Here is a 13,622-nt window from a genome sequence, read left to right as displayed (position 1 = left end):
CAAACTAAGATTTGGTGGTCTTTTTATGTTGTCTCAGAGCTTGGTAGAGGTCGCTAATGAGCGTATCCACCTCATCCATTGGAAGGCCAGAAAAACTCAGGAAGATTTGTTGGTCGAAGCCAGTCTGGGCTTGGATAGAGAAGTCGGCTAACGTCTTAAGGCGAATACCCTCTTGAGCCAGTTGGGCTTGAAAAGGCTGGCTATGGAAAGCAAAACTCGGTTGAATTAATAGGTGGAGACCTGCATCAAGGCCAATTAGTTGGGCTTGGGGATCTTGCTTTTCAATGGCGTGAATCAGCCTATCACGCTTGCGTTTGTAGAAGCTCCGGGCTCGATTAAGATGGCGTTCTAAGTGACCTTGCTGGATAAAATCGTGAATAGCATACTGAGAGATGGTATTCAAGTTGACTGCAAATTGCTTTTCCTTCTGATAGAAAAGAGATAGAAGGGTTGCTGGCAATACCATATAGCTGATGCGGAGGCCAGGACTGAGAATGCGGGACAGGCTGCCCATATAGATTACTTGATTTCCTTGGTCTAATTGTGCCAGAGAGGGGACAGGTCGGCCAGTATATTTAAATTGGCTATCGTAGTCATCTTCAATAATCCAGCGATTAGGACTCTGCCTAGCCCAGTCTAAGATAGCTTGGCGACGGGGTAGAGGCATAACTGATCCGGTCGGAAATTGATGGGTAGGAGTGACGCTAAGGATGTCTAACTGGTCCAGTGGCGCTTCTTCGATAGCTAGCCCTAGTTGATCAAGTGGGCAGGCTTGAACCTGCCAGCCCATTTCTTTCAAAAATGGTAGCTGAGCGTGGTAGCCGGGATCTTCAATCCCAATTCGACGCTTAGGGGAAAGGAGTTGGACTAAAATCTGAAAGAGGGCCTGAGCATTAGGGCCTAGGATGAGTTGGTCTGGTTGACATGGAACGCCACGTTCATTGGCTAGATAGCTTGCCAAACTACTTCTAAGTGGCGCTAAGCCTTGAACAGAACTAGGCCCAAGCAAGTCAGGGGACTGTGAGTCAAATCGCTGAGTATAAAGTCTACGGAAAATTTCAAAGGGGAAGAGACTGGGGTCGGTTTCGGCCTTGGTTAAGTCATAGCGCCAACTAGGGCTAGGACTAGTGGTTAGGCTGGCTTGTTCCGAGGTCAGTTGGACTTGGAAACGCACATCGGCTACGAAGTAACCTTGACGTGGTCTGGTTTCTAGGTAGCCTTCGAGGCTTAATTGGTCGTAGGCATTAATGACGGTATTGAGGCTGATGCCTAAATCCTTGGCCAATTGGCGCTTGCTTGGGAGCTTTTGATGGGCAACTAAGTGGCCGGAATGGATTTGATTTTTAATAGCTTGATAAAGTTGACTATAGAGCGCTTCTTTCTTGTTTGAGTCGAGATGAATAAGCATAGAGTCCTCCAAGTGGTACTAGTCATTTGTAAGAAACTGGCACTATTAATGGTACCAGAAATAGGGTATGATAACAAGCAGAGGGAGGGAATTGAATGGCAAGTATTTTGGTAGTGAATGATATTCCTGGCACAGGCCAGGTGGCTGGTTTAACGAATTTGGCTGTATTGAATGCAGCTGGTTACGAGGTGACCCTCCTGCCTACAGTTTACTTAACCCACCATACCGGACGTTGGCCAGTCTACCGCGAGAGTTTGGATGCAGCCTTTTCCGCCTCTTTAATGGCTTGGCGACAGGTCAAGTTCCAGGCTATTGTGACCGGATATTTTGGCAATGCCAACCAGATTCACCAATTTGTTAACTGGTATAAACACTACCAAGCTGACACCTTTTTGGTGGTGGACCCCATCATGGGAGATCGTGGTCAGCTTTATACTGGGCTGGATCAGAATTATGTTGCGGCTATGCAAGAACTGGTTGCCTTAGCCGATTATGCCCTGCCGAATTTGACGGAGGCCTATCTCTTGGCTGGTCTAGATGCTGAGTTAGTTAAAACTCAGGAAGATAAGCAAGCTCTAGAGACTTTGGCTAATCTTGAATATAAGCAAAAGTCTTGGGTCATCACAGGGATTGAAGTGGATGACAAGATTGGGGTGGCTTTTGAGTCTAATCAAGAGGCTTGGACTCAGCGCCAAAATTGCCATTTGTTTGGCACGGGGGACTTCTTCACATCTTGTTTCCTGGCCTGCCAGGTAGGTGGCTTATCTCTAGAAGCGACATGCCAATGGTGTGTTGATTTAGTTGGACGGGCCGTAGAAAACCAAGGATTAGACCGAGCTCTAAGTCGCCAGGAGCTTTATTATCAGCCTTATTTACCTTTTATCAGCAAAACCTTAAGAAAAGAGGACTCATTATGAATCAAACAAAAACAGCCTTTCACCGTCGCTTAGTAGGCTATATCGAAATTGGGTTATTCGCAGCACTTATCGTTCTTGCGATTACTTATTTAAAAATCCAGATGCCGGGTAGAACTATGGTTCATGTCGGCAATGCCTTAGTTGTTTTGTCCGTCTTACTACTAGGCTTCAAGCGTGGTTCTATTGCTTCCTTTTTAGGTCTTTTCATCTTCGATGTGTTCAATGGCTTTGCTGCTTCTGTCGCCTTTACGCTTTTGGAAGCCGGCCTGGTTCTTGTCACGGTTAATGCAGTCTACACCTATGTATTTAAGAAACGTGACACGCGCTTTAACCTTGTTGCGGTTTCCGTTGTGGCTGGTTTAGTCAAGATTGTCAGTCGGCCAGTCTCCATTGTGGCGCAACAATTGGTTTTAGGATCTAGTTGGAATGCGGCCATGGCAAGAGTAGTCGAGAAGATGCCCGCCACCTTCTTCACTGCCATCGTAACGGCTATTTTAGTAGGGATTCTCTACTATCCAATGAAGCGTGTGATTGAACGTTTCCATCCAATTGGCGAATAGTGATTATGCTGAAGCTGGTTTTACCAGCTTCTTTTTTCTTGTTTAAATAAATGCACAAAAATCACAAAAGAAAGCGCATGAATTGCGTCTCAAGGCAAATAACGGTAGAATAAAGGAGACTATAAGGAAGGAATAGGTGACGATATGCCAGTATTAGAAATCAAGGATTTACATGTGGCCATTGAAGGCAAGGAAATCCTTAAAGGGGTTAACTTGACCCTCAAAACAGGAGAAATTCATGCGGTTATGGGACCAAACGGGACTGGGAAGTCCACCCTAGCGGCGGCCATTATGGGTAACCCTGCCTATCAAGTAACCCAAGGTGAGATTCTCTTAGATGGTGAAGATGTCTTGGAGATGGAAGTAGATGAGCGTGCCCGTGCTGGTCTTTTCTTGGCGGTGCAATATCCAAGCGAGATTCCAGGCGTTACCAACGCTGAGTTTATGCGCGCAGCTATTAACTCTCGGCGGGATGATAATAACAAGATGGGCGTCCGCGAATTCATCAAGAAATTGGATGAGAAGATGGCTCTCTTAGATATGCCAGAAGAAATGGCCGAACGCTATCTCAACGAAGGCTTTTCAGGTGGGGAGAAGAAACGTAATGAAATCCTACAATGCCTCATGATTGAACCTAGCTTTGCTATTTTGGATGAAATCGACTCTGGTCTCGATATTGATGCCCTTAAGGTGGTATCAAAGGGCGTCAACGCCATGCGGGGTGAAGGTTTTGGTTCCCTGATTATCACCCACTATCAAAGATTACTCAATTACATCACGCCCGATGTGGTCCACATTATGATGGAAGGGCGCGTGGTAATGACAGGCGATGCCGAATTAGCTAAACGCTTGGAGGCGGAAGGTTATAAGGGTATTAGTGAAGAATTAGGTCTTCACTACGACGAGAAAGCCTAGGTGATAGCATGACTAGCAAACATTATTTAGACCAGATGCAGGCTTTGGCTACTTTTGCCACCCTGCCTGACTGGTTCCGCGCTATTCAAAATCAAGCACATTCAGTCTGGCAGGATTTGCAGTTACCAGTGATTGAGCGGGTTAAGTATCATCGTTGGCCCCTCCTATCCCAAGAAGTAGTAGCGCCACAGACCTTAGAGGAACCGCTACTCTATGGTCTAGATGCAGCTTTAGCTGAGCAAGACCACCTGAGTGGGCAGATTGTGCATGTGGGTAATCATACTCTAGTGGAAAGTTTGGATCAAGACCTAGTCGATCAAGGGATAATCGTGACAGATTTGTTCCAGGCTCTTGCAGATTATCCTGATCTAGTTAAGGAACATCTCTTTTCGGTGATTGGTGCCCATGAAGACCAAATTGAAGCTTATCATACGGCATTCATGAATGGAGGGCTCTTCATCTATGTACCAAGAAATGTAGCTGTGACTTTGCCGCTTGAAGCTCTCTTGGTTCAAGACAGTCGCTATGATCAAGCCTTCAATAAACATGTACTGATTGTGCTTGAACAGGGGGCAAGTTTAGATTATGTGGAGCGCTTAGAAACTTATGGTGATAAACCAAACTCTGCCACCTATTTTGTTGAAGTGGTAGTTAAGGATGGCGCACAGATTAAGTATTCAGCTGTCGATACCCTAGGGGCCAAAAGCCATGCCTATATTAAGCGTTACGCCCAAACGGCACGCGACGCCAAAATTGATTGGGCCATCGGTGAACTTAATGACGGTAATGTCATCTTAGACTTAGACACCTACCTCAATGGTGATGGTTCTGAATCTCAAGTGCAGATTGTCGGTATTTCAACTGGCAAGCAAATCCAGGGCATTGATTCTAAGGTGGTCAACCGCGGTAATCATTCTGTCGGGAATATTCTGCAACATGGGGTTATCTTGGACCGGGCAACCTTGACCTTCAACGGGATTGGATTGATTGAAAAATACGCCAAGGGTGCTGACGCTCAGCAGGAAAGCCGAGTGCTCATGTTATCTGAGAAGGCTCGAGGCGATGCCAACCCTATCCTTTTAATTGAAGAATTTGAAGTGACTGCAGGACACGCGGCTTCTGTAGGTCAAGTAGATGAAGAACAACTCTATTACCTGATGAGCCGAGGCTTAAGCCGAGAAGCTGCTGAGTACTTAGTAGTACGAGGTTTTCTAGGCCCAGTTATTGTGCAAATGCCTTCGGCTGAAATTAGACGCCGGTTAGTAGAAATTATAGACCGTAAATTAAGTGGGTTAGAAGGTGGCCAGGAAGGCTAAACCTATTAAACACGGAAGGAGATTGTAAGATGCCAGCAGAGATTACTAGCCCATCGCCATGGGCTAAGGACTTTCCCATTCTCAAGCAAAAGGTCCATGGTCAAGACTTGATTTATTTTGATAATGCGGCGACCAGTCAGAAGCCACAGCTTGTCTTGGATCGCTTGGCTGATTACTATCTCCAAGACAATGCCAATATCCATCGTGGGGTCCATAGCCTGGCCAACCGAGCCACTCACGACTATGAAGCAGCCCGCCAGAGAGTAGCTGACTTCATGGGTGCCAAGCCGCAAGAAATTATTTTTACCAGTGGGACTACTGCGAGTTTGAATTTTTTGGCAGACCGTTGGATAGGACCAAGTTTACAGCCAGGAGACCAAGTTGGAGTGACCTACCTAGAACATCATTCCAATCTAGTGCCTTGGCAAGCCCTAGCTCAAGAGAAGGGGGCCGCACTCCAGTATCTCCCCTTGACGGAGGATCACCACTTGGATTTAGTGGCCCTGGAAGCTAGTGACTGGTCCAAGCTCAAGGTCATTACCATCCATCATGTCTCCAATGTCTTGGGCATTTCTCAGGACTTGACTACTTTAACAGCCTGGGCTAAACCACGAGGCATTAAGGTCATTGTTGATGGTGCTCAGGCGGTTGCCCATTTGCCAGTAGATGTGGAAAGCCTAGGAGTCGATGCCTACTGTTGGAGTGGTCATAAGCTCTACGGTCCGACTGGAATTGGCATTTGCTACCTCAAGCAAGAACATCATGACACTTGCCGGCCATTTTTCTATGGCGGTGAAATGGTCCATCAAGTAGGAGATTACCAAACAGACTATGCAGTCGCCCCACAGAAATTCGAAGGGGGAACGCCGCCTATTGCTCAAGCTATTGGTTTGGCAGCTGCCATTGAATGGTTGTCTGCTATCGGATGGCAAGCGATTGAAACCCATGAGAGTCATCTGATGCTAGAACTAGTAAGAGGCTTACAGGCCATTCCAGGTCTGGAAGTCTATGGCCATGGGCATGGTATTGTGACCTTCAATATTGCGGGTGTCCATCCCCATGATGCGGCGACAGCTTATGACTTAGAGGGCATTGCCCTGCGAGCAGGCCACCATTGTGCCCAGCCTTTAATGCGCCGCTTAGGTCAGGCAGCGACTCTGCGGGCCAGTGTGGCACTCTATAATGATGCGCAAGAAGTCGCACGTTTTATCGAAGTTACCAAAGCAGTGAAGGAGTTTTTCTGTCCATGAGTTTAAATCAATTAAATCTACTCTATCGCCAAGTCATTTTGGACCATGGGCAACATCCCCGTCATTTTGGTAAGTTAGACCATGCCAGTCAGGAAGTGGAACTATTCAATCCTACTTGTGGTGATGCCATTGTCTTGTCCTTAAAAATTGAAGATGACCGCATCCTTGATTTGGCCTTTAGTGGCCAAGGTTGTACCATTAGTATGGCTTCTGCCAGTATGATGTGCGAGGCTTTGTTGGGCAAACCAAAGGATCAAGCCCTAGCCATGATTGCGACTTTTCAAGCCTTGGTTGGTGGACCAGGACAAGTGGACGACCGTTGGGAGCAAGCGCTAGGTGATGCGGCCCTCTTAGAAGGCGTTAAGGCCTTTCCGGCCCGTTATAAGTGTGCCATTCTGGCCTGGAAAGCCCTAGGGCTGGGATTAGATCAAGACACAAGCTTGGATGAGGGCTTAAGCCGCCATAACCAAGCACAAGAAAGCGAGTGAAGATAATGAGTGACGTACCTGTTGTTAACGACTATGCCTATGGCTTTCACGATGATGCCGAAATTATCTTTTCTACGGGTAAAGGTCTGAACGAAGACGTTATTCGGACTATTTCCAAGGAAAAAGGGGAGCCTGAATGGATGTTAGACTACCGTCTGCGTTCACTTAAGGTCTTCCGTGATAGTAAGTTGCCTGACTGGGGGCCTGACCTGTCAGCACTAGATTTTGATGATATTATATATTACCAGAAGGCCATGGATCGTCCTGCCCGTTCCTGGGATGATGTGCCTGAAGAGATTAAGGAGACCTTTGAACGTATTGGGATTCCCCAGGCTGAACGCGAGTATCTAGCGGGTGCTGCGGTTCAATATGAATCGGAAGCAGTTTACCATAATATGAAGGCCGAGTTTGAAAAATTAGGCATTGTTTTTACTGACACGGACTCTGGTTTACGCGAATACCCAGAGATCTTCAAGGAACATTTTGGGACAGTGGTGCCACCAACCGATAACTTTGAGGCCGCGCTTAATAGTGCTGCTTGGAGTGGGGGGACCTTTATCTATGTTCCAAAAGGGGTCAAGTGTGACATTCCACTTCAAACCTATTTCCGCATTAATAATGAGGGGACAGGACAGTTTGAGCGGACCTTGATTATTGTGGACGAGGGCGCCAGCATCCACTATGTGGAAGGCTGTACGGCACCAACCTACTCGACAGCTTCGCTACATGCAGCCATTGTGGAAATTATTGTCAAAAAAGACGCCTATTGCCGTTATACCACCATTCAAAACTGGTCTAACAACGTCTATAACCTAGTGACCAAGCGGGCCCATGCCCATGCGGGGGCAACTATGGAGTGGATTGATGGAAACTTAGGCGCTCATACAACCATGAAGTATCCAAGTGTCTATCTTCAAGGAGAAGGGGCGCGGGGGACCATGCTTTCCATTGCCTTTGCCGGTAAGAACCAAAAGCAAGACACGGGTGCTAAGATGATTCACAATGCCCCCAACACCTCTAGTTCCATTGTGTCTAAATCCATCGCCAAGGATGGGGGAGAGGTTAACTACCGCGGGCAAGTGACCTTTGCTAAGAATTCCAAGCGTTCCATTTCGCATATTGAATGTGACACCATTATTATGGATCAGGCTTCAAAATCGGATACCATTCCGTTCAACGAGATTCATAATGGCCAAGTCTCCTTGGAACACGAAGCTAAAGTCTCCAAGATTTCGGAGGAACAACTCTTCTACTTGATGAGTCGTGGCCTGTCTGAATCAGAAGCGACGGAAATGATTATCATGGGCTTTGTTGAGCCTTTTACTAAGGAATTACCGATGGAATATGCGGTTGAGCTCAACCGCCTCATTAGTTATGAAATGGAAGGCTCTGTTGGCTAGACAGGGGCTATCAACATAAGTAAAAAACACCCCGTGACTTAGGATGATGCCAAGTCACGGGGTTTCTTATAAATAAAAATCCTCATTGGCTAGCGTGATACTAGCAATGAGGATTTTTAAATAAATTATTTTGGTGTCCAAGTTTTAAGAATTTCTTCTAAGGCATCCATGTCTTTTGGTGCCCCTTCAACCGCTAAGTAGTAGACTGAATCAGGGTCAGACTCAGGGGTGAAGAAAATGAGACGCAAGGTTTTATCCTTAAATTGTGCCTCAACACCGACTACGTCTTTATAGCTAGATGGATAGCCTTTGACTGCACCTAAGGTGAGTTTTTCATGATCGGGCATGGTGGCATAGGTAGCCATGCGGTCGGTCGCAAAAACATAAGGTTTAGGTAATTTACTGAAGACAGGGTGGTTTTCAACCCCTTGATAAGGTTGCATCTTATCCAATGTGACCACCGTAAAAGCGTCTTTAGAAGACCATTGGAGTTGGCTAGATGAGTGTTCTCCAAGTTCATTGAATTTGACAAAGTCTGAAGGAATCGTGAGATAGCCGAGTGTGTCACTACCGACTTTCTGACTTAAATCAAGTTTAGTAGTGGCTTGGCCACTAGATGATTCTTCGGCCAAGACAGTTTGAGGTGCAAGCACGACCAAACTAGCCAAAAGACATAAAAAGGTTAAAAATCGTTTCATTGTGTGGCTCCTCCTTCTTAAGGTTTCTTACTAGACCAGGTTTTAGCAATGTCACCGAATGAGGAAAGGCTCTCTGAATTAGGGCCGTCCATGCCAATTAGGTAGACATAGTTGCTATCATTTTTATCGGTGAAATAGACACTGCCAATAGCACTGGAATCCTTATAGCTAACTAGGTAGTAGCCATCAGGTAGATTGTCGAAACCTGCAGGTCCGGATTGAAAGGTAAGTTCTTTATCAGGTAGGCGATAAACAACTTCTTTCATGATAATCCAAGCTGGAAGAGTTAACTTAGCCAATGACTGAGGCTTACTTTGAATATAATCTGTCGCATTCAGTCTCATTAAGCTAATCGATGTGTTGGTAGATTTATTGACGAATGACAGACCACTAGCGCTTTGGTCACCAGTTTCGTTCGCTTCGTAGCCCTCAGGAAGGGTTAAGTAGCCAACCGTATCGTTGCCGACAACTTGGGTGCCAGCCGTTGCTGTGCTTGAAGTTTGACTAGATGTGCTAGCGTTAGACTCAGCGAGAATGGCAACAGGCTGCCAGAGGGTAGTGGCTAGCAGTCCTAAGGCTACAAGCCGACTGAGTTTTTTGTTCATGAAAATCATCCTTTCATTGTCAGAGGGAGAGCCTCTTAACTTAGGGGGACAAGTTTGTAAGGTTGCCACCTATGCTATTAGTATAGCACTTCTACTAGGGGCATTCAAGAAAGGCTAGTTTCAGAAAAATACTAAAGATAAGGCTTTAGCGGCATAATAAAAGGTACTAAGCGTGTATTTGTGCGCTTTTAGGCTTTACATTAGGCCCGAATGATTTGTGAAGGTTTCGGGCTAAATGTTAAGAAACCTTGAAATTTGAAAGACAAATGTGGTAATTCATCGTACTCAAGGAGTCAGTGTGTTACAATATACTTAGACCAAATTCTCTAGATTTAGGAGTGAGGAAACTATGAAGAAATCAACTAAATGCCTTGTTGCCTTAATGGCAGCTCTTGCTGTGGCACCTAATGTGGCCTATTTAAGCCAACCGACATCAGAACTAGTTTCTGCGGTAGAACAAGCTCAACAACAAAAATTATTGTCTCTGGGGGCATCGTTGAACCCTCAACAACAAGAACAAACCAAGAACCTCTTGGGTGCTAAGGACTTTAGCGCAGCCAATACGCTTATGGTAGATGGTAATACCATCAACCAATATCTACATGATGGCTCTAATGCTAGCACTACTGTTTATTCTAGTGCTTATATTGAACAACAAGCGGCTGGTTATGGGGTACAAGTTCAAATTGTGACACCTCAAAACATTACTTTAGTCAGCGCTACGACTTATCAGAACGCAGCTATTACTTCTGGTGCCAAGGATGTGCTGATTCGTATTGCTACCGTTAGTCCTGTAACGGGTGAGGGGGCATTGGCAGGGGTCTATGCCTTGCTTGCTAAGTCAGGTGTTAAAGTAGATGAGAAAGCTGTTAAGGTAGCTGAGAAAGAAATCAAGGTAGTCGAAGTTGTCAAGAAAGAAGATAAATTAGACGATACTAAGGCTAACCAAATTATTTCTGAAATCAAAAAAGAAGTCACCAACCAACAAGCCAACCAAGGGGTAAACGTGGATACCCAAGTGGCACAAACCATTGTTAACCAAGTAATCAATAACACCACTGTTAATAACAATACGACAATCAATAACAACACCACTAACAATAACACGACCGTTAATATTTCTGACTCAACTAAGGAAGAGTTAGTAAAATTAGCGGAAGAATACGCTAAGACAGAGGCAGCTAAGTCTAAAGATACCATCCAACAGTTAGAAAAATCTGTAGACAATAGCCTCAATGCACCTTGGAAGGAAGTCCTCAACAGCTTAGACGAAGCTAGCGTACCAAGCAAGGAAGAAATCTTAAATGCGGAACGCAAGGATTACTCTGACCAAGCTGTTTACAACCCAATTCTGCCTGCAATGTTTAAGAAATTCTATGAACGTGTGCAAAATGGCGAGCCAGTTTATGATATTTACTCTCATACCTTCGTTCTAGAAAAATTCTTGCCAGATATGAAGCCTGAAGAGAAGCAGGCCCTTAACCAATTGCGGGTTTATCTCTATCAATACACCAACACTTTGGACAAAGATCGTAAGGAAGCTTTGGGTAACGACTACACCAGTGTGAAACAACGTTGGACTGCTCAACTTAATGCGGCTGAAGCGGTGGGGAACCAAGCAGATGTCAAGAGTCTAACAGATAAGTTTGCCCTGGCAACGGGTTATGCTAATGAAGTATATGCCTACGAATTCGTTCAAGATGGTAGCAAGATTACTGCTTTTCCTCGAGTGGACTTAGTAACCCATGTGTCAACAGCTGATCACCTCTTCTATGATACAGCGTCTGGCCAAGTTAGCGTAGGGATTGAGCCAAATGTGACGCCTGTAGCCAATGGACTCTTCAGCTTCCAAAATGCTTACGGTGTTGACGTCAAGCCAAGCGCTGATTTAACGATTAACTTGCCAAAAGACTTTAAGATTCCAGGTTATAATGGAGATAATCAACCAAGTAACTCCAACAACCAAGAGTCGCAAGCTTCTGGGCAAAATCCAGCTGACACTTCGACAGCTCCCGCTAATCAGGACCAAAACCAACCAGCACCAGCACAACCAGGTACAGAATCCAGTGAAGCAGGCCAACCTGCAAATGACGGTCAAAATCCGTAAGACATAGCTCGATAAAAGAGCCCCTTGGCAAGCCAGAAAGGCAGTGCCAAGGGGCTTTAATTGCTTTAGATATTTCAATTGTTACATTTAATGCTCAAATCTAACTTTCTGCTTTAAAATCCCCGCTATTAGTGGTATAATCGAAAATGATTATTTAGGCATTTTTCTCGTTGAGGCCTAAAAATGGACATAAGGAGGAGCGAACACATTGCAATTTACAGGTATATTACTATTAATTATTTTGGTTTGTGTGCTTGGTTACTTTGCCTATTACTTCTACCGAAATAAAAATACGCAAAGCATCCGAGAACTTGAAGCAAGAAAAGAGGAGATGATGGCGATACCGATTGCCAATCAACTCTTCCTCCTTAAGAATATGAGCCTATCAGGTCAAACAAAACGCAAGTACGAGAGCTTGGTTAACCAGTGGCAATCCATTACCAACTTCCAGTTTGTAGAGATTGAATCTGCCTTGGTTGGGGCGCAACAATATGCGGACCAACTGAATTTTGTGCGGACTGGCCGGACTATTGCTCAAGCACGTCAGTTGATTGATGAAACCATGGATAAGGTGCAAGACCTCCATCAAGACTTGTCCGATCTTCTGCAGGTAGAAGTTGACAACAATGAGTTGAATGCGGCTTTACATGAGCGTTATAATTCAGCCCGTAAGAATGTCATGAACCACAGTTTTGATTATGGTCCTGCCATTGAGACCTTGGAGAAGAACCTCCAGTATTTGGAACTCAACTTCACCAAATACAATGAGTACACTGAAAATGGTGACCATCTTGAAGCGCGTGACATGCTCAAGACCATTGATGCTGACATGACTAGCCTTGAAGATATCCTGGAACGTATTCCGTCAATGTACGACAAGATTAAGAATGAATACGAAGACTCCTTGGATGACTTGCGTGAAGGCTATCAGAAGATGGTAGACAGTCGCTTTGACTTTGATGGCGTAGCCATTCTAGAAAAAGTGGACGAAATTCAAGAAAAATTGAATGATGCCAAGAATGAAATTAAAAATGCCGATTTATCAGAGGCTAAGACTTTGATGGATAAGGCTGAACGTGATATCAAGTCGCTCTATGATTTAATGGAGACTGAAATCGAAGCTAAAGACTACGTCAACAAGAACATCCAAAGCCTTCGCCGTAAAATCGATGAAGTAGCTGAAAATGGGCGATATGCTGGCATCGAAGTAGACCGCATCGCGCAAAGCTATATTCTCCATGAGAATGAAGTGGATCAAATTGCTGATTTAAGCGATCAAATCCGTCATGAATATAACCGATTCAAAGACTTGGTAGCTGAGACTGAAGGGTCTGCAGTGGTATACACCCAAGCTGAAGGGCGCATTAAGAAAATTCGCAAGCGTATCGAAGAAATTGATGAGCAAGTATTGGCAATCACTAACAAAATTGCTCAACTCAATACGCGTGAGAAGGATGCCAAGACTAACTTGGATGACTATGAATTAGCTCTACGTAATATTAAGCGTCGGATTGAGAAAAGTCATCTGCCTGGTCTCAGTGATTCCTTCTACGATCAGTTCTATCGTGTAACTGACCAAATTGAGCACTTGGCTAAGCAACTCAACCGAGTTCGTATTGATATGGATGAAATTGAAAGTTTAGAAGACGAGTTAGAGCGTCACCTTGCTGCACTGGAAGAAATGACAGAGTCAGTGGTAGATAGTGCTATGTTGACCGAATATATGATTCAACAAAGCAACCGATTCCGCTATGACTATCCTGAAGTGGATGCAGCAATCAAAGAGGCTCAATACCTCTTCCATCGGGAATTTAAGTATCAAGAAGCCTTAGCGATTATTGAGAAAACCCTGAGACGAGTTGACCCAGATGCGCCGACTCAAGTGCGTCGTATGTACCACCAAGAAAAGCGGAGCAGCCAATTTTAAGTTTACTAGGTGAAATAGTTTAGAGACAAAA

The 13,622-nt window shown here is 45.0% G+C and carries 12 protein-coding genes; 9 read left to right on the top strand and 3 right to left on the bottom strand.

Translation table 11 applies throughout. The features are described from left to right. Positions 1-4 precede the first annotated feature (4 nt). The gene (pdxR, locus tag ACO53F_RS01205) at positions 5-1,408 is read right to left on the bottom strand and encodes a MocR-like pyridoxine biosynthesis transcription factor PdxR (protein ID WP_485136999.1); all 1,404 of its coding nucleotides are present in this window, start codon (positions 1,406-1,408) and stop codon (positions 5-7) included. A 95-nt stretch (positions 1,409-1,503) separates the two neighbouring features. Between pdxR and ACO53F_RS01200 the strand changes: the two genes are divergently transcribed. The 7 genes from ACO53F_RS01200 to sufB all read left to right on the top strand — a co-directional run bounded on the left by ACO53F_RS01200 (position 1,504) and on the right by sufB (position 8,254). Further along, the gene (locus tag ACO53F_RS01200) at positions 1,504-2,325 is read left to right on the top strand and encodes a bifunctional hydroxymethylpyrimidine kinase/phosphomethylpyrimidine kinase (protein WP_485136998.1); all 822 of its coding nucleotides are present in this window, start codon (positions 1,504-1,506) and stop codon (positions 2,323-2,325) included. After that, entirely contained in the window at positions 2,322-2,885 is a 564-nt protein-coding gene (locus tag ACO53F_RS01195; RefSeq protein ID WP_298078159.1) for an ECF transporter S component, read from the top strand. Before ACO53F_RS01200 ends, ACO53F_RS01195 begins: the two co-directional genes overlap by 4 nt. A gap of 144 nt (positions 2,886-3,029) precedes the next feature. Beyond that, a complete protein-coding gene (gene sufC, locus ACO53F_RS01190) occupies positions 3,030-3,800 on the top strand; it encodes a Fe-S cluster assembly ATPase SufC (protein ID WP_311465086.1) in 771 nt (256 codons plus the stop codon). An 8-nt stretch (positions 3,801-3,808) separates the two neighbouring features. Next, entirely contained in the window at positions 3,809-5,116 is a 1,308-nt protein-coding gene (gene sufD, locus ACO53F_RS01185) for a Fe-S cluster assembly protein SufD (RefSeq protein WP_485136997.1), read from the top strand. A 29-nt stretch (positions 5,117-5,145) separates the two neighbouring features. Then, on the top strand, positions 5,146-6,366 hold the full coding sequence (locus ACO53F_RS01180; RefSeq protein WP_485136996.1) for a SufS family cysteine desulfurase: 1,221 nt from the start codon (positions 5,146-5,148) through the stop codon (positions 6,364-6,366). Beyond that, complete coding sequence (sufU, locus tag ACO53F_RS01175) at positions 6,363-6,854, top strand: Fe-S cluster assembly sulfur transfer protein SufU (RefSeq protein ID WP_485136995.1); 492 nt, start codon at positions 6,363-6,365, stop codon at positions 6,852-6,854. Before ACO53F_RS01180 ends, sufU begins: the two co-directional genes overlap by 4 nt. A 5-nt stretch (positions 6,855-6,859) precedes the next feature. Then, the gene (sufB, locus tag ACO53F_RS01170; protein WP_485136994.1) at positions 6,860-8,254 is read left to right on the top strand and encodes a Fe-S cluster assembly protein SufB; all 1,395 of its coding nucleotides are present in this window, start codon (positions 6,860-6,862) and stop codon (positions 8,252-8,254) included. A gap of 125 nt (positions 8,255-8,379) precedes the next feature. Here sufB and ACO53F_RS01165 read toward each other — a convergent pair whose 3' ends face one another. Continuing rightward, positions 8,380-8,952 carry a hypothetical protein gene (locus ACO53F_RS01165; RefSeq protein WP_303886191.1) on the bottom strand — a complete coding sequence of 191 codons (573 nt, stop codon included), beginning with the start codon at positions 8,950-8,952 and terminating at the stop codon, positions 8,380-8,382. Positions 8,953-8,969: 17 nt separating this feature from the next. Then, positions 8,970-9,557, bottom strand: a complete 588-nt coding sequence (locus ACO53F_RS01160) for a hypothetical protein (RefSeq protein ID WP_485136993.1) — start codon at positions 9,555-9,557, stop codon at positions 8,970-8,972. 349 nt (positions 9,558-9,906) lie between these two features. On the opposite strand from ACO53F_RS01160, the gene ACO53F_RS01155 reads away from it, so the two are divergent. Further along, complete coding sequence (locus ACO53F_RS01155) at positions 9,907-11,664, top strand: DUF1002 domain-containing protein (protein ID WP_485136992.1); 1,758 nt, start codon at positions 9,907-9,909, stop codon at positions 11,662-11,664. 208 nt (positions 11,665-11,872) lie between these two features. Then, positions 11,873-13,591 (top strand): septation ring formation regulator EzrA, encoded by a 1,719-nt coding sequence (locus ACO53F_RS01150; RefSeq protein WP_485136991.1) that lies wholly within the window; start codon positions 11,873-11,875, stop codon positions 13,589-13,591. Positions 13,592-13,622: the final 31 nt, after the last annotated feature.

The organism is Abiotrophia sp., assembly GCF_057275535.1.
This window is presented reverse-complemented; position numbering and strand designations above follow the sequence as displayed.

Excerpts from the sequence above, each read along its gene's own strand:
- ACO53F_RS01195 (WP_298078159.1), top strand. The coding sequence starts at position 2,322 with ATGAATCAAACAAAAACAGCCTTTCACCGTCGCTTAGTAGGCTATATC.
- sufC (WP_311465086.1), top strand. The coding sequence starts at position 3,030 with ATGCCAGTATTAGAAATCAAGGATTTACATGTGGCCATTGAAGGCAAG.
- ACO53F_RS01165 (WP_303886191.1), bottom strand. The coding sequence starts at position 8,952 with ATGAAACGATTTTTAACCTTTTTATGTCTTTTGGCTAGTTTGGTCGTG.
- ACO53F_RS01160 (WP_485136993.1), bottom strand. The coding sequence starts at position 9,557 with ATGAACAAAAAACTCAGTCGGCTTGTAGCCTTAGGACTGCTAGCCACT.
- ACO53F_RS01155 (WP_485136992.1), top strand. The coding sequence starts at position 9,907 with ATGAAGAAATCAACTAAATGCCTTGTTGCCTTAATGGCAGCTCTTGCT.
- sufB (WP_485136994.1), top strand. The coding sequence starts at position 6,860 with ATGAGTGACGTACCTGTTGTTAACGACTATGCCTATGGCTTTCACGAT.
- sufU (WP_485136995.1), top strand. The coding sequence starts at position 6,363 with ATGAGTTTAAATCAATTAAATCTACTCTATCGCCAAGTCATTTTGGAC.
- pdxR (WP_485136999.1), bottom strand. The coding sequence starts at position 1,408 with ATGCTTATTCATCTCGACTCAAACAAGAAAGAAGCGCTCTATAGTCAA.
- ACO53F_RS01180 (WP_485136996.1), top strand. The coding sequence starts at position 5,146 with ATGCCAGCAGAGATTACTAGCCCATCGCCATGGGCTAAGGACTTTCCC.
- sufD (WP_485136997.1), top strand. The coding sequence starts at position 3,809 with ATGACTAGCAAACATTATTTAGACCAGATGCAGGCTTTGGCTACTTTT.
- ACO53F_RS01200 (WP_485136998.1), top strand. The coding sequence starts at position 1,504 with ATGGCAAGTATTTTGGTAGTGAATGATATTCCTGGCACAGGCCAGGTG.